Below are 20,922 nucleotides of genomic sequence, written 5' to 3'. Positions count from 1 at the left end.
AGTGTTCAGTGTTCAGTGTTCAGTGTTCAGTGTTCAGATAAAATCAGATTTTTAAAGATACTTAAAACGGCTAACTAATTACCAAATACTGCAGACTATTTTTACCATTTTGCCAAGGAGGCATTAAAGATATCCTGTGTGATCCTCTCGAAAATCTCATCCAGTGCTTCTGTTAATCTTGAGCCGACCAATTGCTCGTTGGCAGGGAAATCATAATAGAAAGAAAATGGTTTTTCAAAATCATCATCCGAATTTTTCTTGTTTACGAAACGTACATTCACGGTGATGGAAAGTCGGTTTTGAGCGGCTTGCTGATCGGCAGTGGCTGTCATCGGTGTAATTCGGTATTCCCTGATTTCGCCTTCATAAACCAAATCGCCTCCTGAGTTCGTTAGACTCAGATTGGTCTGATTTTGTATCAGTTCCTGAAGTTCTATCGTGAAAGTACGTTCAATTCCCGGTTCAACCAAAGCTGCATTGTTCTGAAAGTAGTTCACCTGAAAGGTTTTGGCGTCAATTTTTCCGGTTCCGGTAAAGTTGTAAACCGAACAACCGCTGAAAAAAAACAGTATTGTTACTGCAAATATATATTGTAAGTGTTTCATCTGATTTTAAAATCCAAATATACTATAAATCGAATTGTTTTATCTTTCTATACAGTGTTCTTTCCGAAATTCCCAATTCATCGGCCGCTGCCTTTCGTTTTCCTTTGTTACGTTCCAGTGCCTTTTTGATTAATTCGATTTCTTTTTCATCCAGACGCAGGGAATCTTCTTCTTCCACAGCCTCGGCAAAAAGGTAATTTTGATCATCGTCTTCATCTTCAAATTCTTCCTGAAGGTTTTGATTCTGAACCGGAATAGCGGCTAACGAAGGTTCTTCAAACGGAATTTCGCTGTCTTCTTTCTGTCCGTAAATACGTTGGATAAGGTGCTTGTTGGTTTCCTGAACATTCTTGGCATTGCCACTCTGCATCAATTCAAGGGTGAGCTTTTTCAGGTCGTTCAGATCGCTTTTCATGTCGAAAAGAATCTTATATAAAATCTCTCGCTCCGAACTGAAATCACTTTCCGCTTTTTTTGTTCCGATTACCGATGGTAAATTACTGCCCTCTGCCGGTAAATAGGACTGAAGCGTAGCAAGATTAATGTCGCGGTTGGTTTCCAGTACCGAAATCTGTTCAGCAGCATTACGCAACTGACGAATATTTCCGCTCCAACGGTATTTTGTTAAGTACTGAATGGCATTGTCATCCAGTTTGATGGGCGGCATTTTGTATTTATGCGCGAAATCCGAAGCAAATTTCCGGAACAGCAAATGAATATCGTCTTTGCGTTCCCGAAGTGGCGGCAGACTTAGTTCTACCGTACTCAAACGATAATACAGGTCCTCACGGAATTTTCCTTTTTCAATGGCGTCAATCATGTTCATGTTGGTTGCAGCCACGATACGAACATTGGTTTTTTGTACCTGTGAAGACCCTACTTTTATGAACTCACCGTTTTCCAGCACACGTAACAAGCGTACTTGGGTGGTTAACGGTAATTCGCCTACTTCATCCAGAAATATGGTACCACCATCAGCCACTTCAAAATACCCTTCACGGGCACCCGTAGCGCCGGTAAACGATCCTTTTTCGTGTCCGAATAATTCACTGTCGATAGTTCCTTCCGGAATTGCTCCGCAGTTTACCGCTATATATTTAGCATGTTTTCTGTGCGAAAGCGAATGGATGATTTTCGGAATGCTTTCTTTACCCACACCACTTTCTCCGGTAACCAATACCGAAATGTCGGTTGGGGCGACCTGAATGGCTTTTTCAATCGCACGGTTGAGTTTCGGGTCGTTCCCGATAATCTCAAATCGTTGTTTTATGGCTTGAACTGATTCCATGTTTTCTGAATTGCAAAAATTTTTGCTAATACCCTAGATTATTTGAACTTTTTAATTGTGAAAGATTAATAAGTTGTTCTTATTTGTGTAAATCGAGGCTGATTATAATTTCTTTTTTTGCCACAAATTACACGGATTTTCACTAATTACTCAACTTATTGAAAGTTTGTTTGAATTTCTTATAGAACTAATCTTTTATGTTGTAATGATTTACCCTGAAAGTTAGCTATAATTCCTAATTGACTATCTGCTAATTTCATATAATTTAATGTTTGTGCAATATGTTCGTTTGCAATCTCTTTGGATGATTTTATCTCTAAAATGATTTCATCATAAACCACAAAATCGGCATAAAATTTATGGGGAAGTACAACTCCTTTGTATTCAATAGTAAATTCTTTTTCCCTTTCAAACGGAATGTTGTTTTCTTTAAATTCTAATTCCAAGGCATCTTTGTAGACAATTTCTAAAAGGCCACTACCTAAAATTCGATGGACCTCCATACAAATTCCGATAATCTTATAATTTTCATCCTGTTTGTAAAATGACATTCCAATTAATTTGTGCTAATTTGTGTAATTTGTGGCTAATGATTATTGCATTTCCGAATAACCAACCGCTTCTCCAATCAAAGTCGCTGTGGTGCAATCGTTTATTTTTACCATTACGAAGTCACCTGCCTTGTAATTGCCTTTCGGGAAAACCGTTACCATATTTTCAGAATTTCTTCCGCTCCAGTGCGCATCCGATTTTTTAGATTCCTTTTCAATCAGTACTTCAACGGTTTGGTTCAGGAAACGGGAGGTTCTTTTATAGCTCAATTCCTGTTGCAAATCAACGACTTCCTGTAAGCGACGTTTTTTAACTTCCTCCGGAACATCGTCTTCCATCTTTCTGGCTGCCAAAGTTCCCGGTCTTTCGGAATACGCAAACATATAACCGAAGTCGTATTCCACATATTCCATCAGACTTAGCGTGTCTTGGTGGTCTTCTTCTGTTTCAGTTGGGAAACCGGTAATCATATCCTGTGAAATCGAACATCCCGGAATAATCGCCTTGATTTTATCTACCAAAGCCATGTATTCTTCACGGGTGTGCTGACGGTTCATTTCTTTTAATATACGTGTACTTCCTGATTGTACCGGCAAGTGAATGTAGTTGCAGATGTTATGGTGTTTCGCGATAACATGCAACACTTCCTCGTGCATGTCCTGCGGATTCGAAGTCGAAAAACGAAAACGCATCTTCGGAAACTGAATCGCACACATATCTAATAACTGTGCAAAATCCACCGCCGTCGCTTTCTGCATTTCGGTCGCTTTGTCGTAATCTTTTTTAAGACCGCCTCCGTACCAAAGGTAACTATCGACGTTTTGTCCTAACAGACACACTTCTTTAAAACCTCTTTCCCATAAATCTTTGATTTCCTCTAAAATGGATTGCGGTTCACGGCTGCGCTCACGTCCGCGTGTAAACGGAACGACGCAAAACGTACACATGTTATCGCATCCACGCGTGATGGATACAAAAGCATTGATGCCGTTACTCTGCAAACGTACCGGCGAAATATCGCCATAGGTTTCGTCTTTCGATAAAATTACGTTAATTGCATCGCGGCCTTCTTCGACTTCTTTCAGAAGATTCGGTAAATCTTTGTAAGCATCCGGTCCTACAACCATGTCCACAATTTTTTCCTCTTCAAGGAACTGACTTTTCAAACGCTCGGCCATACAGCCCAAAACGCCCACTTTCATGCCTGGATTGATACTGCGTTTAACGGCATTGTATTTTTCCAGACGCTTGCGAACGGTTTGTTCTGCTTTATCGCGAATTGAGCAGGTATTTACCAAAACCAAATCGGCTTCTTCCAGATTTTGGGTGGTGTTGTATCCTTGTTCGGTTAAAATGGAAGCTACGATTTCACTGTCCGAAAAATTCATCGCACAACCGTAACTTTCAATAAAAAGTTTTTTCGTATTCTCTTCTTTTTGTTCTAAAACCAGGCTGGTACCTTGTTTTTTCTCATCAATTTCCTTTTCCATATAGCACTCAAAAGTGTAAAAATCTTTGAGCAAAGATAGTACTAAATTTTATTTTCTGACAAGATGGCAGATTTGTTTAACAAAAGTTTTGGGAGCCTGCTGTTTGATTGTTTTGAAGCTATAGTAAGGTATGATGTAATAGGTTCTGCTAAAGGACTTAGTGCAGGAGATAACCTTGGGCGACTTTTTCAAAGTCGGCAATTTGTTTTTGTTTCCAGTCCGTGTTTTGGTTTAGTTCTTTGGATAGGAGGTGAGCGACTTTTTCAGCGCACTCGATAGCGGCCCGGGCGTCTAAAAAAAGCAATCGAAGCCTTCTTGCTAAAATGTCTTCCACCGTTCTGGCCATTTCGTTTCGTATGGCCCAAACCACTTCTGATAAAGTATAAGGATAATTAGGGTGTAATTTTTCTTTTAGTTCAGGCTCGTTTTCCTGCAATTTTAAAAGTTCCGGTATATCGGTGCCATAGACAGACAAGTGATTTTTTTGTTCGGATTCTGCAATGGTTGTGTGGCCGTGAATCGGTATGGTCCGGGTTTTGCATTCAACTTTTGGTAAATGGTGAATCTCGATTACTTTGTCCACCACATCTTCTGCAATTTTGCGATACGTAGTCCATTTGCCTCCAATAACCGAAATTAAACCGGAGTCGGAAACAATAATCTGATGGTTTCGGGATATTTCTTTTGGTTCTTGTCCTTCTTTTTTAGGCAAAGCCAAAGGTCTTAATCCCGCAAAAACAGACAGAACATCACTTCGTTGTGGTTTTTTTGTCAAAAAAATTTGGGCAGTTTCCAGAATGAAATTGATTTCTGTTTCCAGAGGTTTAGGTTCTAAGCTTGGTTTGTCAACAGGGGTGTCTGTTGTGCCCACAATTATTTTATCGTGCCAGGGGACCATGAAAAGAACTCTGCCATCACGGGTTTTCGGAATTAACATTGCATTTTCACTCGGCAAGAACGATTTGTCAAAAACCAGATGGATTCCCTGACTTGGAATTACGAACTTTCTGTTTTTTGAACTGTCCAGGCTCATAATGTCATTCGTAAATACTCCGGTTGCGTTGATTACCGTTTTACTTTTGAGGCTGTATTTCTCACCCGTTTCCTGATCCTCTGTTTCGATGCCTGTAATTTGATGTTCCTCGTTTTTTAGGATACTGATGGCTTTGGTGTAATTTAAAAGACAAGCGCCTTTTTCAATGGCGGTGCGGGCAAGATTTATGGCGAAAAGAGCGTCGTCAAACTGTCCGTCATGATAAAGAATCCCGCCTTGTAAACCTTCTTGTGTTATTGTTGGAAGTAATTCGATTGTTTTCTCTTTGGATATTGATTGCGAACTTCCGAAACAGGTTTTGCCGGCGAGTAAGTCATATATTTTTAAACCTGTGGAGAAATAATAACCCTTCAGGCGGCTGTATATGGGAATGACGAAGGACTGACTTCTCACAAGATGGCCGGCGTTTTTTAACATCAGTTCTCTTTCTTTTAAAGCTTCGCGTATCAGAGCAATGTCCAGTTGTTCTAAATAACGAATTCCTCCATGCGCTAATTTTGTGCTTCTGCTGGAAGTGCCTTTGGCAAAATCAACTGCTTCAACCAAAACCGTTTTGTAGCCTCTGCTGGCGGAATCGAGCGCAATTCCCAATCCGGATGCGCCACCACCAATAATGATGACGTCCCACTCAGGGTTTTGTTTTAATTTGGTTAACTGCTCTTCTCGATTCATTACGTGGTTTTAAATGAAATCTGGTCAATTTTTTTGTGCTATTAACAAATTTAAACTTTGCTGTTTGATGTGCAACGAAATAGAAGTTTTTTTTGGTGTTTATTATTGGTATTCATAAAAGAGAATGAATTTCTGCCGGACATGCAGATATTATATATGTGCAATAATGGCACTTAACTTAAACTGTAGTTTTTATTTGCATATCCACTTGGCGTTTTTAAAACCTGTCAGGTGTGAAAAAAGTCGGTGCAGGTTCCATTTCAGTCCGTGTAAACCACTCCGAAGCAGTCCGAAAGCATTTTAAAATTACACCTATATATATAAGGTGTGATTTTTTGATATTTTTTTAAGCGAATAAAACATTGCCGAAACTCCGGTAATATATAATTCCGTCAGCGTATTAATAGAATTCGAAAGCGACCGCTCAACGACAAATTTTACTTTTAAAATGTGCAAAAACGCTATATTTAAAAAAATCCTATACTTTTGCGACATAAATAAAAAGTAAATGGCAAAGAATTTAGTGATCGTTGAGTCACCGGCAAAGGCGAAAACAATAGAGAAGTTTTTGGGAAGCGAGTATCAGGTAGAATCAAGCTACGGACACATCGCCGATCTGCCTTCGAAAGAAATTGGGGTAGATGTGGAGAATGGGTTCAAACCCAAATATGAAGTTTCCCCGGATAAAAAAGCCTTGGTGAGTAAACTGAAAACGTTATCTAAAGCTGCCGATATGGTTTGGTTGGCTTCCGATGAGGACCGCGAGGGAGAGGCTATTTCATGGCACTTGGCGGAAGAATTAAAATTGGATCCGAATAAAACCAAACGTATCGTTTTTCACGAAATCACGAAAACCGCCATTCAGAAAGCCATCGAAAACCCGCGAGGGATTGATTATAACTTGGTAAACGCACAACAGGCGAGAAGGGTATTGGATCGTTTGGTAGGTTACGAGTTGTCTCCGGTTTTATGGCGCAAGATCAAAGGCGGACTGTCTGCCGGTCGTGTGCAGTCAGTTGCGGTGCGATTGATTGTGGAACGCGAACGCGAAATCCAGAATTTTAAACCGGTAGCTTCTTATTCGGTTGTGGCAGAATTCACAAACGAAGCGGGAAGAGCCTTCAAAGCGAAATTACCGAAGAACTTCAATACGAAGCAGGAAGCCGAAGATTTTTTAAACCAAAATATCGGTTCTATATATAAGGTAGCGGATCTGGAAACAAAACCTACCAAAAAAACACCCGCAGCGCCTTTTACCACGTCAACCTTACAACAGGAAGCGGCGCGTAAATTGTATTTGCCAGTTGGAATCACCATGCAGTTAGCACAACGTTTGTACGAGGCCGGACTTATTACGTATATGAGAACGGACAGTGTGAATCTTTCTAAAGAAGCAATGGATGCGGCTCAGGCGGAAATCATTGCGTCTTACGGTAAAGAGTTTTCAAAACCGAGAACGTTTACCAACAAAAGCAAAGGAGCGCAGGAAGCACACGAGGCAATCCGTCCGACAGATATGACACGTCACACGGTAAATATCGACAGGGATCAGGCGCGTTTGTACGATCTGATCTGGAAAAGAACCGTGGCATCCCAAATGAGCGATGCCGAATTGGAGCGTACCAACGTAAAAATCGAAGCAAACAATCATAGCGAATTATTTGCGGCAACAGGTGAGGTAATCAAATTCGAAGGTTTCCTTAAAGTGTATTTGGAAGGGAATGATGAAGATGATGACGAACAGGAAGGAATGTTACCGGCAATGAAGATAAACGAGAGATTGCAAAACAATTACATCACGGCAACGGAAAGATATACACGTCCAGCCGCTCGTTATACCGAAGCTTCTTTGGTTAAAAAGTTGGAGGAGTTAGGAATCGGCCGTCCATCAACCTATGCGCCAACCATTTCTACCATCATCAACAGAAATTATGTTGAGAAAGGGAATCTGGAAGGTCAGGAAAGAAAATATACACAGTTGGTACTTCAATCAGGGAAGCTTGAGGAGAAGCATCTGAAAGAAAATACGGGTTCGGATAAAGGGAAGTTAGTGCCGACCGATATCGGAACCATTGTTACCGACTTCTTAGTGAAGAATTTTGACAGCATATTGGATTATAACTTCACGGCAAAAGTAGAACAGGACTTTGATGAAATCGCCGAAGGAAATATTGAATGGGCGCAAATGATGAACGATTTCTACAAGCATTTTCATCCGACAGTTAAGAATGTGGAGGAGAATGCCGAGAGAGAAAGCGGAGAACGAATCTTAGGGAAAGATCCAAAAACAGGAAAGCAGGTGAGTGTTCGTTTGGGTAAATTCGGACCGATGGCACAAATTGGTGATATCGACGACGAGAACAAACAATTCGCAAGTTTGCGTACGGAACAGAATATCGGTAACATTACTTTGGAAGAAGCGTTGAATCTGTTTTTACTACCAAAAGTATTAGGAACCTATAAAGAAGAAGAAGTGGAAGTGAGTAACGGGCGTTTCGGTCCGTATGTACGCCACGGAAGTGTTTTTATTTCCCTGCCGAGAGGAGAGGAGCCTTTGGATGTTACCATGGAAAGAGCTCAGGAGCTGATTGACGAGAAAGCGAAAGCTGATGCACCGATCGCTACTTATAAGAATGAGCCGGTTCAAAAAGGTGTTGGTCGTTTCGGTCCTTTCATCAAATGGAACGGATTGTTTATCAATGTTAGTAAAAAATACAATTTCGATAATCTTTCACAATCCGATGTGGAGGAACTGATTGAAGATAAGCTTCAGAAAGAGATTGATAAGGTAATTCATAATTGGGAGGAAGAAGGTATCCGTGTGGAAAAAGCACGCTGGGGCCGTTCGGTAATCACCAAAGGAAAAATAAAAATAGAGCTAAGTAAGGATGTGGATGCGGCAGCAATGACATTGGAACAAGTGAAGGAGTTGATTGAGAAAAAAGCGCCTGCAAAGAAAACTGCAGCTAAAAAAACGGCAACTAAAAAAGCACCGGCTAAAAAGAAATAGATATGGTATTTGATTTTTTTCAACCACTGGATTCCGATTTTTTTGAGTTCGTTCAGGGACTGACACCCCAGGCCTTGGGTAAAAAGGTTGTTTTTCACTCGGAGACCGATTTTCCGAATATCGAAAAAGCGTCAATAGCTATTATCGGCGTGATGGAAAACAGAGGGTTGGGTGAAGGAATTTATGAGGCTGATTTAGCGCATATCCGAAGAGAATTTTACAGTCTGTTTCCGGGCAATTGGGAAGCGCAGATTGTGGATTTGGGAAATATAGCTCCCGGAAATTCATTGGACGATACGTATTATGTACTGAAAAATGCGGTGGCATATTTAATTAAAAATAAGGTGGTACCTGTTGTGATAGGAGGTTCACAGGATTTGACCTATGCCATGTATCGTGCTTACGACCAGTTGGAGCAGATGGTAAATGTTGTTTCGGTTGACAGTAAATTCGATTTTGCGAAGGAAGACGGTGTGCCGGCGAATTCTTTTTTGTCCAGCATGATTGTGGAAGAGCCGAATAATCTGTTTAATTATAGTAATATTGGATATCAGACGTATTTCAATTCACAGGAAGAAATTGATTTGATTGAAAAATTGTATTTTGATGCATTTCGCTTAGGTGAAATTTGTAGTAATCCGGCTATAGCAGAGCCGGTTTTCAGGGATGCGGATCTGGTTTCGGTGGATTTAACCTCAGTAAAATCGGCCGATTCAGGAAATTTTGCAAAATTTAACCCTAATGGATTCAACGGAAAAGAAATTTGTGTACTTTCGCGCTATTCCGGTATCAGTGATAAGGTTACTTCGTTTGGAGTTTTTAATCATGGAGGTTCTGAGGCGGAATCTGTGTTAGCAGCACAGGTTTTATGGTATTTTATAGAAGGGTTTCATTACCGTTCGAAAGAATATCCGTTTGGTGTTAAGGAAGATTATTTAAAGTATATCGTTCCTCTTGAAGATGAAGAATTAATTTTTTTCAAGAGTGATAAAACCGAAAGATGGTGGATAGAGATACCTTTTTTGTCAGGGCTTAACAATAAATTAAGAAGAAGTACGTTATTACCATGTACTTATGAAGATTATCTGGGGGCAACCAATCAGGAAATACCTGAAAGATGGTGGAAAGCCCAGAAGAAAAATTTAGTATAATCAAAATGGATGGCGATTAGCCTGTTTATTTTGGAACAATTTTATTTTTTTAAGTTTTTTTTAGGGAAAAAATTGTTTTTTAGAAAATAAATAGATAGGTTTACGCCCTTAAAAATGTAAATATAATTAACCCAGATTTATATGAAGAAGTTCATAGCGTTTACAGCACTTGTTTCATTGTTCTTTAGTAGTTGTCATAAAAACGACAGAGGTGAACTAGTAGGAGTTAAAGGAAGAAAATGGCATCCAGAGAAGCCGTTTGGTATGACTTTGGTTCCAGGTGGTGCATTTATTATGGGTAAATCAGATGATGATTTAGCTAATGTTCAGGATGCGCCTACTAAAACTGTTACTGTGCGTTCATTCTACATGGATGAAACGGAAATTACAAATAGTGAATACCGTCAGTTCGTAGAATGGGTAAAAGATTCAACTACCAGAACAAGATTGGCTATTCTTGCCGATGAACAAGGTCAGAAACCTGGCGGGGACGGTGGAAAAGGCGGAAGTATTGGGGATTTTGCATTTAAAGATCAGGATCCTGCGAAAATGTCAGCATATGATAAGTATATGTATGAAAACTACTATAGTGTAGGTACGGATGAAGATCCTTATGCAGGGAGACGTTTGAACAGAAAGGTGAAATTGCATAATGACGTTCAGAAATATCCGGATGAGCACTATGTAGAAGTGATGGATTCATTGTATTTGCCGGCTACTGAGTCATATAACGGATTGAGAACATTTGATGTTTCTAAATTGAAATTCCGTTATACTTGGATGGATATTCAGGCGGCGGCTAAAGATAAGTCTGTAGGAAATAGCAGAACTAAGAGAAGTAAGTATATGAAAACTGAAAATATCGAGATTTATCCTGATACTACAGTTTGGATCAAAGATTTTGCGTATTCTTATAATGAGCCAATGCATAATGACTATTTCTGGCACCAGGCTTACGGGGATTATCCTGTAGTTGGGGTTTCATGGAAACAGGCAAAAGCGTTTTGTGCTTGGAGAACCATGAATAAGAATACCTATATTAAAAAGAAAAAAGGAAGAGATCAGGTGAATTCATTCCGTTTGCCTACAGAGGCTGAGTGGGAGTATTCTGCGAGAGGTGGTTTAGAGTCTGGAACATATCCTTGGGGAGGTCCGTATGCTAAAAATGACAGAGGTTGTTTCTTGGCTAACTTCAAACCAAATCGTGGAGATTATGCTGCCGACGGTGCATTGTATACTGTAGAGGCAAAATCATACGAGCCAAACGAATATAACTTGTATAACATGGCGGGTAACGTAGCGGAGTGGACGGATTCATCTTATGATCCAGCAGCTTATGAGTATGTTTCTACAATGAATCCGAATGTGCCGGATCTATCTAATATGCGTAAAGTAACTCGTGGAGGTTCTTGGAAAGATGTTGCGTATTTCTTGCAGGTGAGTACACGTGATTATGAATATGCGGATTCTGCAAGATCGTATATCGGTTTCAGAACGGTTCAGGATTACATGGGAACAAGTAATACCAAAAACCAAAAATAACTTCAAAAATTAACCAATTTTTATATTAACTTAACTAACTAAAATTTATTTATTATGGCATTAATTCCAAAAAAAGTGATGAGTTTCGCCTACGGTATGGGGGCAGCAGTAGTAATTATCGGAGCATTATTCAAAATTATGCACTGGCCAGGTGCTGGTACTTTCCTTATCATCGGTTTGGGAACTGAGGCTCTTATCTTCGGTTTATCAGCTTTCGAAACTGAAACAGAATTAGACTGGACTTTAGTTTATCCTGAATTAGCAGGTGGTGAAGCTAAAAAGAGAGATGCTAAAAAAGTTGAAAACCCAACTGAAGCTCAAGGTTTATTATCTCAAAAATTAGATTCAATGTTGAAAGAAGCTAAAATTGACGGTGAGTTAATGGCTAGCTTAGGTAACAGCATTAAAAACTTCGAAGGTGCTGCTAAAAACATGGCTCCTACTGTAGATGCAATCGCTTCTCAGAAGAAATATGCAGAAGAAATGGGTATGGCTGCTACGCAGTTAGAAACTTTAAACGGTATGTATAAAGTACAGTTGGAAAGTGCTACTCGTAACGCTGAAATCAATAAAGAAGTTGCTGAGAACAACTTAAAATTAAAAGATCAAATGCAATCGTTGACTGCAAATTTATCTTCATTAAATAATGTATACGGCGGAATGCTTTCTGCAATGAGTAACAGAGGCTAATTAGTTTCAAAATTATTAACTTTTTTAAAAACTAATTAGAAAATGGCAGGAGGAAAATTAAGTCCTAGACAGAAGATGATTAACCTAATGTACTTGGTTTTCATCGCGATGTTGGCATTAAATATGTCAAAAGAAGTATTAACGGCTTTCGGTTTGATGAATGAAAAATTCGAAGGGGTTAATAAATTCTCTGACGAATATAACGGAAGTTTATACGGTCAGTTGGAGAGTAAAGCTGGAGAAAATGCTGCGCAGTTCGGTGCGCCGTTTGCAAAAGCAAAAGAAATCAAACCTATCGTAAAAGAATTCAACGACTTCATTCAGGCGTTGAAAAATGATATCACCAAAGATATTGAAAAAGAAGCGGATGGTAAATTGCCATACGAATCAATGGATAAAGGTGATAAGATTGACGAAGCTTGGTTTAGCGGAGACGGTTATTCTAAAAAAGGAAAAGAAATCATCGCTGCTTTTGATAAATTCAAAAGTGGGATTGCTGGAGTTATCGGAAAAGATGTTAAATATCAGCCTATCCTTAAAGATGTAAATGCTAAATTCAGCACAGCTGATGTAAAAGACAAAGAAAACGTAACTAAGTTGTTTTTGGATTACCACTTTAAAGGGTTCCCGGCAGTTGCTTCTTTAACGAAGTTATCAGCGATTCAAAGTGATATCAAAAAAACAGAGCAGGATATTTACAATGCTTTAATCGGTAACACTACAGCACAAGCTGCTTCGATGTCAAACTATAAAGCAATTGTTGTTTTCGAGAAATCGGTTGTTTTCCAAGGAGAGGCTGTAAAAGGAAAAGTAGTATTAGGTCGTTATGACGAATCAACGGTTCCAAACTCTTTCAACGTTAACGGTGCTAGTTCAAAAATCGAAAACGGTCAGGCAGTATTCAATGCTACTGCTGGTGGTGTAGGTGAAAAAGAAATCTCTGGTAAATTTACATTTATCGAGGATGGAAAATCTATTCCAGTAGAGTTCAAAGAAAAATACGTTGTAGTACCAAGACCAAACTCAGCTAACATTTCTGCTGATAAAATGAATGTTGTGTACAGAGGTTTAGCTAATCCAATGACAATTTCATTTGCTGGTATTTCTGATGATAAAGTAAATGCTTCGGCTCCAGGTTTATCTAAAGCTGGTAAACCAGGTCAGTACAACTTGACACCTGGTTCAGGTACTGAGGTTGTTGTTAATGTTACTGGTAAATTGCCTGATGGTAAAACAGTTTCTGACAAAAAGGCGTTCCGTATCAAGAATATTCCTGCTCCAATGGGTGCAATTGGTGGACAAACTGGAGCTGCAAAAGGTGCAAAAGGACGTTTAGAAGTGTCTCAGATTTCCGCTAAACTTGATGATTTTGCATATGACTTGACATATCAAGTTACACAGTTTACTTTCAAAGCACCTGGACAGGCTGCAGTTATTGTAAATGGTGATAGAGTTAACGCTCAGTGTAAAGCGGCTATGGCTAAAGCAGGTAGAGGTGATGTTATAACTATCTCTGATATTAAAACTAAGATTATTGGTGTTTCTGGGATCATGCCTCCTAGAGTTTCTCCAGTAGTTTACGAAATTCAATAATAATTTAAGTACAATAACTTAAATAACTTTAATTTTAGAACATGAAATTGAGAAACCTTTTAGTAGTATTTTTTGCAGTAGCAGGAAGTTATACATCATTCGCACAGTCTAACTTGCTGAATGCTAAAACTCCTGATGAAATCGGAAAGAAAACTGCTGCGCAAATGAATGCCGATAATGATAAACCGCTTCCTTATGGATATGTGCACGATCGTGATATCTTAATGGGTAAGGCAATTTGGGAAATCATTGACCTTGACGAAAGAGTTAACTTTCCGATGTATTATCCAATTGATTCGGTAAACATAGGTAGCGACAGACGTTCTTTGTTTGATGTTCTTTTGAAAGGTATTAAGAACGGTAGAATAACTGAAGTGTATACGGATGACTACTTTAATACCAAGAAGACTCTGAAAGATATGGCTTCTTCTTTTACTTACATCGATACTACACAGGCAGGTCGTGATGAGATTAATACTTATTATGATGACTATATGCCAAAGCCTAAAACTGTAAGAAAAAAAGTGGATGGGAAATGGGTAACAGAGACTGTTCCTGGTACTCCAACGAAAGTTTTGGATCTACAGTATATCGACAAAAGAGAATTAACGGGAATCGATATTTCAGGGTATAAAATTAAAGGTTACTGGTATTTTGATAAAAGACAAGGTGAATTGAAATACAGAATGTTGGGTATCTGTCCAGTGGCTCCGGAAGCGAGAGAGATTGGTAATGAAAACGCCGACGTAATCGAATTGTTCTGGATTTATTTCCCGTCAATAAGAGATGTGTTACATGAAGCAAAAGCTTTCAATGACAAAAATTCAGCTTTGCCGCTTACTTTCGACCACTTATTAAATGCACGACGCTTCAGCGCTGTAATTTACAAGGAAGAGAATGTATATGGAGATAGAAAAATTGAAGAGTACATGAAAGAAAATTCTCAGATGCAGTTATTGGAATCTGAGCGTGTAAAAGAGAAAATCCGCAACTTCGAACAGGACATGTGGAACTACTAGTAGTAAAATCTTTTTAATTATATAAAAACTCTCACCATTACGGTGGGAGTTTTTTATTTTTGTACCATGATAGATTATTTAATTGTTGGATCCGGTATCGCCGGAATTTGTTTTGCTGAAACTGCTTTTCAAAACGGAAAGTCATTTCTTGTGGTAGAAGATTTTTCTTCGTCGTCTTCCAAGGTGGCAGGAGGATTGTACAATCCTGTTATCTTAAAAAGGTTCAGTCAGGTCTGGCAAGCGACGCAGCAATTGGAATATGGTCTGCCTTTCTATGCTAATGTTGAAAAACGTCTAAACGTAACTTTCGATTATAAAATACCGGTCTATCGAAAATTCGCTTCCATCGAAGAGCAAAACAATTGGTTTCAGGCTGCCGACAAACCCAGTCTTTCTCCGTTCCTATCCACACGGATTATCCAAAAGAAATATCAATCCATTTCCTCCGATTTTGGTTTTGGTGAAGTGTTGCATACCGGTTATGTGGACACAGCAGTTTTTATAAGTTCGTATGGTGATTATCTGCAATCCAATAATCTGATTTTAAACGAGACTTTTGATTATTCTCAGCTTGAAATTTTAGCTGATTCTGTAATGTATAAAAACATTGAAGCGAAACATGTAATTTTTGCAGAAGGTTTTGGGCTACAGCACAATCCGTATTTTAATCAATTGCCGTTAGATGGTACCAAAGGGGAGCTACTTATTATTAAAGCGCCGGATTTAAATCTGGACGTGGTTCTTAAATCAAGCATTTTCATCCTGCCTATCGGGAACGATTTGTTTAAAGTAGGGGCAACTTATAACTGGGATGATAAAACCGATACGCCAACAGAAGAAGGAAAAAATGAACTGATAGAGAACCTAAAAGAGTTAATCGATTGTGATTTCGAAATCGTAAATCATTTTGCCGGCGTTCGACCTACTGTTAAAGATCGCCGCCCATTAGTTGGTACGCATGCAGAATTCGGTAGATTGCATATTCTTAACGGACTTGGAACGCGAGGCGTAATGCTCGGACCTTCATTAGCGAAAGACCTTTTCGAAAATATAGAGAATAATGTTCCGCTGGATATTCAAATTGACATCAAACGATTCGATAAAAGGAAGAGGTGATTACTTGTCGCTTTTCCAGTTCTTGTCGTAATGGATGAAGATGTTGATCCAGATATTTCGGGATAATCGCATAATCACTGGCATGAGGGATATCAAGGTGGCAATTATGGCGATAAAGGAAGTTTTCAGATTAGCGCCAAGGAACAAATGTGTAATTATAAAAGAAGCAACTCCAAAGGCAATACCAACTCCGTAACTCACATACATGGCGCCATAAAAAAAGGAAGGTTCTATTTTATAACGGGTACCACAATGACCGCAGGTTTCATGCATTTTGAGGGCATTTGATAAATGATACGGATTTTTATCCAAATACATGCTTTCTTCCTGGCATTTTGGACAACTTCCTGTTAAAATGCTGTTTAATTTGGATCCTTTTTTTAACATTTGCATAAAATTTTATGTAAAGGTAATTCATTTAAGAATTTACCTATGTAACATTCGTCACAATTATGCTTAATATACACAATTTATCGGTTTCTTTTGGTGGTACTTATCTTTTCGAAGAAGTAACATTTCGTTTGGGTGCAGGGGATAGAGTTGGTCTTGTTGGTAAAAACGGAGCCGGAAAATCTACTATGCTTAAAATTCTTTCGCGTGACATTCAGCCGGATTCCGGAAGTATTGCCACAGAGAAAGAAGTGAAAATAGGTTTTCTTCGTCAGGATATCGATTTTGTAAAAGGCAGAACGGTTTTGGAAGAAGCCTATCAGGCTTTCGAAGAAATCAAACACGCCGAACTCAAAATCGATGAAATCAACCATCAGCTGGCTACAAGAACCGATTACGAAAGTGAAAGTTATTCAGAACTGATCGAACAATTAAGCGATGTTACTCATCATTATGAAATTTTAGGGGGATACAATTACGTAGGTGAAACCGAAAAAATTCTTTTAGGATTAGGTTTCAAACGCGAAGAGTTCAACAACCAGACCGATACGTTTTCGGGAGGTTGGCGTATGCGTATCGAATTGGCAAAATTATTACTTCAAAGTAACGATATATTATTGCTGGATGAGCCAACGAACCACCTGGATATTGAAAGTATCATCTGGTTGGAAGGTTTTCTGCGCACGTTCCCCGGAGTTGTGGTGATTGTTTCCCACGATAAAATGTTCCTGGACAATGTAACTAACCGAACTATTGAAATTTCTTTGGGTAAGGCATACGATTTCAATAAACCGTATTCACAATATTTGGTCTTGCGTCAGGAAATCCGTGAAAAGCAATTGGCGACACAAAAAAATCAGGCTAAGAAAATCGAAGAAACCGAAAAGTTAATCGAGAAATTCCGTGCCAAAGCTTCCAAGGCTTCCATGGCGCAATCCTTAATCAAGAAATTGGATAAGGTCGAGCGTATCGAAGTGGACGAAGATGATAACTCGGTAATGAACATTTCGTTCCCGGTTTCCGTTACGCCCGGACGTGTGGTGGTGGAAGCCGAACAGGTAACCAAAGCTTATGGTGAGAAAACGATTTTAAAAGATATCAACCTGTTGGTGGAACGCGGAAGCAAAATCGCTTTCGTAGGTCAGAACGGACAAGGGAAGTCTACTTTTATGAAAGCTATCGTAAACGAATTCGAATACGGCGGAAACATAAAATTAGGGCACAATGTCCAATTGGGTTACTTTGCCCAAAATCAGGCGGAATATCTTGACGGCGAAATCACGTTATTGGAAACCATGGTGGAAGCCGCAACCGACTCCAATCGTTCGAAAGTGCGCGACATGTTAGGCTCGTTCCTGTTCCGAGGAGACGATGTTGAGAAAAAGGTAAAAGTGCTTTCCGGAGGCGAAAGAAACCGTTTGGCGTTGTGTAAATTGTTGTTACAGCCCATCAATGTGCTTGTGATGGATGAGCCGACGAATCACTTGGATATTAAGTCTAAAAACGTCTTAAAAGCTGCTTTACAGCAATATGAAGGGACTTTGCTGCTGGTGTCTCACGACCGTGACTTCCTTCAGGGTATGTCAAATATCGTATACGAATTCAAAGATCAGAAGATCAAAGAATATCTGGGCGATATCAATTTCTTCTTGGAACAACGCAAAATGGAAAACATGCGAGAAGTAGAGAAGAAAGATGTGGTGAAGGAAACCCAAAAACAGGACAAGTCACTGTCTTACGAAGAGCAGAAAAGAAACAAGTCGCTTCAAAACCGATTAAGTAAAATAGAAAGTCAGATCCAGCAATTGGAAAAAGACATTCAGAACGACGATAAAGCCTTGGCGTCGAATTACGACAAACATATTGAAGACGCAAAGTTTTTTGCGGCCTACGAGAAGAAAAAGAAAGATTTAGACCAGTTGTTGGAAGACTGGGAAAAAGTACAGGGTGAAATTGATGCCCTTTAATGATTTTTGAAGCGAAACGTTCGGGAGGAGAATAAACCCTTTTCCCGCTGTCCGTTCCAATCTTTTTATTGGGAGCTTGCGAAGCAATCTCCCAATAAAAAGGATTTCCTCTCCCATCGGGGCTAGTTAATCACTTTAGGCATTCTTTGAAGGTTTTTGTTCAGACCTGACAGGTTTTAAAAACCTGTCAGGTCTGAAAGATGCCGATGAATCAGGGCGAGTTAACCGCTTTAGGTTTTCATCGAGGTTTTTTAGTTATGCGCTGTGGCTGTGATTGAGACTGTAAACTGAGACCGCGACTGTAAACTGACTACTACTTAAAAGGATTCCGTTCCTGCCATACCGTTTCCGGCTCAAGCGATTTGAAAATTTTCCCAGCAAACCGGTTAATCAACGGATTGGAATGTTGTATGAAGCCTACCATTTCATGAGGTTTGGCGCCCACAGAACTTTTGATTTCCAAAGCCGTTCGGGCAAAAATAATTTCCTTGTATTGTTTCTTGATCGAATACTTAATCATATCGTACAGCATGTTCAGGTACACCATCATTTCGCGCTGGTGTTCGTCGTCATACCCAAGAAAATAAGTATCAATGGTGGCTCCGTTTTTAATAAGGGTGTTAAAACCGATGAGTTTGTCTTCGAGGAAATAGCCGTAAAAAAGGAAGTTGTGTCCCAGTTGTTTTTTTAGTTCGTAAAAATGGTTCTCCGCTAAGAAGAAAGTGTTGAACGGCGCATTTCGGGCCACATTCATGTATAAGTTGTGAATCGTTGCGTTGTGTTGCTCAATTTCCGCTAAGGGCATTTTCCGCTTTTCAATACCGTCCAGTTTCTTATGTGCTCTTTTGTATTGATCGCGGTATTTTTTACTCAGCGCTGCCACATAATCGTCTTCGGATTTCCAGTTTTCTGCTATCGGGAAAATCATGTTGGGCTGGGTCGAGAATTTGTAAAACGAATGGAATTCGGAAGCCTCTAAAACAACTTTTTCATCGGTAAAGAAATCCTTAAAAGTGGTAAGGTGGATTTTTTTACCCTGCTTTTTAAAGTTGGTTTGGAGTTCTTTTACCGCCTTATGCAGCAGTGAAATGCCTTCTTTTGCGGGTAAATTTTCTGAAAAAATATAGGCGTTCTGACCTGTGAGCATGTTGTTGCCCACAAATAAAACATGTGAAGTGAAGTTTCGGAATACGAAATTGCGGACTGATGTTTTAATGCACGTGTCGCGTTCCCCAAAAGAACTCACCAGATTCAGGTCCAGAAATTGGGAAAGCGCAATGCCTGTCAGTTCATCGTCTTTAAATAATCCGATGTAATGGCAAATCATGTTCTTTGGTGCCGAATTATCCATCACTTTCAAATAATCTCCCGAAAGGAAAATGTTGGAAACAGACAAGGTGTCCCATGATTCAGGGAGTTCTGCAACGGAAGAATAGATTTTATAATGGTAAGACTGTTTCACAAAGAAAAAAATCGCTCCACAAATGTAGAGCGATTACGATATAATAAAATGTTAATTTTTAGATCCATCGGCAAACGACAGCGCCCATAATCGTCATTGAGACTATCCAGTAACCGGCATTGATCAGCATGTATTTCCATGATTTTTGTTCAAATAAACCGTTAATACAGGTAATTGGTAATGCTAAGAAAACACCGGACATGAATCCGTGAAGGGCCCCGTGCTGGTAGGTGCGGAAAGTATCCCCGTAATCGGCCATAAATGCAGCATAAGAAGGAAGTGCTTTGTTAACAAATTCCGGTCCGCCAATCATACCTAATGCGCCCATTTGATGAACCGTAAGAGCTGGCATTATAAAGGCAAGCATGAAGGAGTAGAAAATGGTTAAGCCGAAAATTTTCAACATATTTCCTTGTTTGGCTTTTTCTTCGGTCATTCCGGATTCGTTCATCCAGATGGTTCCGAAAACTTTAGGGTTGTACCATACAAACCCGACAAGCAAAGTAACCAGAGCGGCCACCAATACTGCTACGAAGTTGAATTCCATAAAATATTTTGTTTTTGGTTGTTTTCAAATTTAACAAAAATACACGGAACAAAAAAGCATTGGTTTTTCCAGTGAAAACCATTGAAAAATGATGCGTTTTTTTAAAAGGGGATTTCGTTAAGCACAATGATCAAAACCAGTCGGCATCGGTCGGTATGCGTAATACTGCAAAACTTCTTCGATGGCAAGTTGCATTGCTTTGTTGATGGGGACAATGATGTTTCCCAGCCGGAAATCGATTTGGGAAAGATTCATGTAGTAATCGGTGAAAACCGGAACATAGAGCCCATTATTGATGGCGTTTGTAGAATTATCGTAATTCGTTTGCTGCTCTTCCTTGATTATTTTGCAGGTAGCTAGCCGAAGTTGTCCGTATTTATCACTGCTCGCTCCGAAACCAAAAAGGCGACAGATTAAGGCGCGGTGTGGGTAACTGCTGCAATTGCCTTTGCTGGAATCTAAAACAGAAAGAGGCGTATAGTTGTAGCAGATGGCGGTTTCCAGATTGTTGATTTCGTTCAGGACCTTTTCGGCTTTGCCGTTTAAAAAAAGATGAAAGGCGTAGGGCAAGAACTCTGTCGGGGATGCTTCAATAGTGGGGTTGTTGCAGCATTTTCCGCAGCCGGCATTGCACCCTAATTTGGTTTGTGTTTTAAACTCGGTGATTTCGAGTTCCAGTTTGTCGAATAATTCTTCAACCAATTTCACCCTGCGTTCTATCGACATTGTCATTTTTTTCGAAGATAGTGTAATTAGCGCTTGGTTGTTAGGTTG

17 protein-coding genes are annotated in these 20,922 nt (G+C 39.5%); 8 read left to right on the top strand and 9 right to left on the bottom strand.

Annotation, left to right across the window (positions count from 1 at the left end; translation table 11 throughout):
* Window positions 1–101: 101 nt before the first annotated feature.
* From FLJC2902T_RS03690 to FLJC2902T_RS03670, 5 genes are all read right to left on the bottom strand, one after another.
* Window positions 102–605, bottom strand: coding sequence for an LptE family protein (locus FLJC2902T_RS03690; RefSeq protein ID WP_023578435.1), 504 nt, complete (start codon window positions 603–605; stop codon window positions 102–104).
* A gap of 22 nt (window positions 606–627) precedes the next feature.
* Entirely contained in the window at window positions 628–1,893 is a 1,266-nt protein-coding gene (locus FLJC2902T_RS03685) for a sigma-54 interaction domain-containing protein (RefSeq protein ID WP_023578434.1), read from the bottom strand.
* Window positions 1,894–2,072: 179 nt separating this feature from the next.
* Window positions 2,073–2,444, bottom strand: a complete 372-nt coding sequence (locus FLJC2902T_RS03680) for a GxxExxY protein (RefSeq protein WP_023578433.1) — start codon at window positions 2,442–2,444, stop codon at window positions 2,073–2,075.
* A 42-nt stretch (window positions 2,445–2,486) separates the two neighbouring features.
* On the bottom strand, window positions 2,487–3,935 hold the full coding sequence (miaB, locus tag FLJC2902T_RS03675; protein ID WP_023578432.1) for a tRNA (N6-isopentenyl adenosine(37)-C2)-methylthiotransferase MiaB: 1,449 nt from the start codon (window positions 3,933–3,935) through the stop codon (window positions 2,487–2,489).
* Window positions 3,936–4,092: 157 nt separating this feature from the next.
* Complete coding sequence (locus FLJC2902T_RS03670; RefSeq protein ID WP_023578431.1) at window positions 4,093–5,661, bottom strand: glycerol-3-phosphate dehydrogenase/oxidase; 1,569 nt, start codon at window positions 5,659–5,661, stop codon at window positions 4,093–4,095.
* A gap of 508 nt (window positions 5,662–6,169) precedes the next feature.
* On the opposite strand from FLJC2902T_RS03670, the gene topA reads away from it, so the two are divergent.
* The 7 genes from topA (at window position 6,170) to FLJC2902T_RS03630 (ending at window position 15,782) form a co-directional block, all read left to right on the top strand.
* Window positions 6,170–8,671, top strand: a complete 2,502-nt coding sequence (topA, locus tag FLJC2902T_RS03660) for a type I DNA topoisomerase (protein WP_023578429.1) — start codon at window positions 6,170–6,172, stop codon at window positions 8,669–8,671.
* A 2-nt stretch (window positions 8,672–8,673) separates the two neighbouring features.
* Window positions 8,674–9,822 (top strand): formimidoylglutamase, encoded by a 1,149-nt coding sequence (locus tag FLJC2902T_RS03655; protein WP_023578428.1) that lies wholly within the window; start codon window positions 8,674–8,676, stop codon window positions 9,820–9,822.
* Between the two features lie 141 nt (window positions 9,823–9,963).
* Entirely contained in the window at window positions 9,964–11,364 is a 1,401-nt protein-coding gene (porK, locus tag FLJC2902T_RS03650) for a T9SS ring complex lipoprotein PorK/GldK (protein WP_035677046.1), read from the top strand.
* A 54-nt stretch (window positions 11,365–11,418) separates the two neighbouring features.
* Window positions 11,419–12,054: a type IX secretion system motor protein PorL/GldL gene (porL, locus tag FLJC2902T_RS03645; RefSeq protein ID WP_023578426.1), complete on the top strand. Its 636-nt coding sequence runs from the start codon at window positions 11,419–11,421 to the stop codon at window positions 12,052–12,054.
* A gap of 42 nt (window positions 12,055–12,096) precedes the next feature.
* Window positions 12,097–13,647 carry a type IX secretion system motor protein PorM/GldM gene (porM, locus tag FLJC2902T_RS03640; protein ID WP_023578425.1) on the top strand — a complete coding sequence of 517 codons (1,551 nt, stop codon included), beginning with the start codon at window positions 12,097–12,099 and terminating at the stop codon, window positions 13,645–13,647.
* Between the two features lie 41 nt (window positions 13,648–13,688).
* Window positions 13,689–14,666 (top strand): type IX secretion system ring subunit PorN/GldN, encoded by a 978-nt coding sequence (gene porN, locus FLJC2902T_RS03635; protein ID WP_035677043.1) that lies wholly within the window; start codon window positions 13,689–13,691, stop codon window positions 14,664–14,666.
* Window positions 14,667–14,732: 66 nt separating this feature from the next.
* Window positions 14,733–15,782: an NAD(P)/FAD-dependent oxidoreductase gene (locus FLJC2902T_RS03630; protein WP_023578423.1), complete on the top strand. Its 1,050-nt coding sequence runs from the start codon at window positions 14,733–14,735 to the stop codon at window positions 15,780–15,782.
* Here the strand turns inward: FLJC2902T_RS03630 and FLJC2902T_RS03625 are convergent, their stop codons facing one another.
* Window positions 15,783–16,169 carry a DUF983 domain-containing protein gene (locus FLJC2902T_RS03625; protein WP_023578422.1) on the bottom strand — a complete coding sequence of 129 codons (387 nt, stop codon included), beginning with the start codon at window positions 16,167–16,169 and terminating at the stop codon, window positions 15,783–15,785.
* Window positions 16,170–16,234: 65 nt separating this feature from the next.
* On the opposite strand from FLJC2902T_RS03625, the gene FLJC2902T_RS03620 reads away from it, so the two are divergent.
* On the top strand, window positions 16,235–18,139 hold the full coding sequence (locus tag FLJC2902T_RS03620; protein WP_023578421.1) for an ABC-F family ATP-binding cassette domain-containing protein: 1,905 nt from the start codon (window positions 16,235–16,237) through the stop codon (window positions 18,137–18,139).
* A gap of 313 nt (window positions 18,140–18,452) precedes the next feature.
* On the opposite strand, the gene FLJC2902T_RS03615 is transcribed toward FLJC2902T_RS03620, so the two are convergent.
* From FLJC2902T_RS03615 to FLJC2902T_RS03605, 3 genes are all read right to left on the bottom strand, one after another.
* On the bottom strand, window positions 18,453–19,601 hold the full coding sequence (locus FLJC2902T_RS03615; RefSeq protein ID WP_023578420.1) for a GNAT family N-acetyltransferase: 1,149 nt from the start codon (window positions 19,599–19,601) through the stop codon (window positions 18,453–18,455).
* Window positions 19,602–19,659: 58 nt separating this feature from the next.
* Entirely contained in the window at window positions 19,660–20,148 is a 489-nt protein-coding gene (locus FLJC2902T_RS03610; protein ID WP_023578419.1) for a DUF1761 domain-containing protein, read from the bottom strand.
* Window positions 20,149–20,265: 117 nt separating this feature from the next.
* Window positions 20,266–20,880: a YkgJ family cysteine cluster protein gene (locus tag FLJC2902T_RS03605; protein WP_316929377.1), complete on the bottom strand. Its 615-nt coding sequence runs from the start codon at window positions 20,878–20,880 to the stop codon at window positions 20,266–20,268.
* Between the last annotated feature and the right edge of the window lie 42 nt (window positions 20,881–20,922).

This window comes from Flavobacterium limnosediminis JC2902 (genome assembly GCF_000498535.1).
Classification (GTDB): domain Bacteria; phylum Bacteroidota; class Bacteroidia; order Flavobacteriales; family Flavobacteriaceae; genus Flavobacterium; species Flavobacterium limnosediminis.
This window is presented reverse-complemented; position numbering and strand designations above follow the sequence as displayed.

Bases quoted from the DNA above. Each gene is read 5' to 3' on its own strand.
- FLJC2902T_RS03690 (WP_023578435.1), bottom strand. From the start codon at position 605: ATGAAACACTTACAATATATATTTGCAGTAACAATACTGTTTTTTTTC.
- FLJC2902T_RS03685 (WP_023578434.1), bottom strand. From the start codon at position 1,893: ATGGAATCAGTTCAAGCCATAAAACAACGATTTGAGATTATCGGGAAC.
- FLJC2902T_RS03680 (WP_023578433.1), bottom strand. From the start codon at position 2,444: ATGTCATTTTACAAACAGGATGAAAATTATAAGATTATCGGAATTTGT.
- miaB (WP_023578432.1), bottom strand. From the start codon at position 3,935: ATGGAAAAGGAAATTGATGAGAAAAAACAAGGTACCAGCCTGGTTTTA.
- FLJC2902T_RS03670 (WP_023578431.1), bottom strand. From the start codon at position 5,661: ATGAATCGAGAAGAGCAGTTAACCAAATTAAAACAAAACCCTGAGTGG.
- topA (WP_023578429.1), top strand. From the start codon at position 6,170: ATGGCAAAGAATTTAGTGATCGTTGAGTCACCGGCAAAGGCGAAAACA.
- FLJC2902T_RS03655 (WP_023578428.1), top strand. From the start codon at position 8,674: ATGGTATTTGATTTTTTTCAACCACTGGATTCCGATTTTTTTGAGTTC.
- porK (WP_035677046.1), top strand. From the start codon at position 9,964: ATGAAGAAGTTCATAGCGTTTACAGCACTTGTTTCATTGTTCTTTAGT.
- porL (WP_023578426.1), top strand. From the start codon at position 11,419: ATGGCATTAATTCCAAAAAAAGTGATGAGTTTCGCCTACGGTATGGGG.
- porM (WP_023578425.1), top strand. From the start codon at position 12,097: ATGGCAGGAGGAAAATTAAGTCCTAGACAGAAGATGATTAACCTAATG.
- porN (WP_035677043.1), top strand. From the start codon at position 13,689: ATGAAATTGAGAAACCTTTTAGTAGTATTTTTTGCAGTAGCAGGAAGT.
- FLJC2902T_RS03630 (WP_023578423.1), top strand. From the start codon at position 14,733: ATGATAGATTATTTAATTGTTGGATCCGGTATCGCCGGAATTTGTTTT.
- FLJC2902T_RS03625 (WP_023578422.1), bottom strand. From the start codon at position 16,169: ATGTTAAAAAAAGGATCCAAATTAAACAGCATTTTAACAGGAAGTTGT.
- FLJC2902T_RS03620 (WP_023578421.1), top strand. From the start codon at position 16,235: ATGCTTAATATACACAATTTATCGGTTTCTTTTGGTGGTACTTATCTT.
- FLJC2902T_RS03610 (WP_023578419.1), bottom strand. From the start codon at position 20,148: ATGGAATTCAACTTCGTAGCAGTATTGGTGGCCGCTCTGGTTACTTTG.
- FLJC2902T_RS03605 (WP_316929377.1), bottom strand. From the start codon at position 20,880: ATGACAATGTCGATAGAACGCAGGGTGAAATTGGTTGAAGAATTATTC.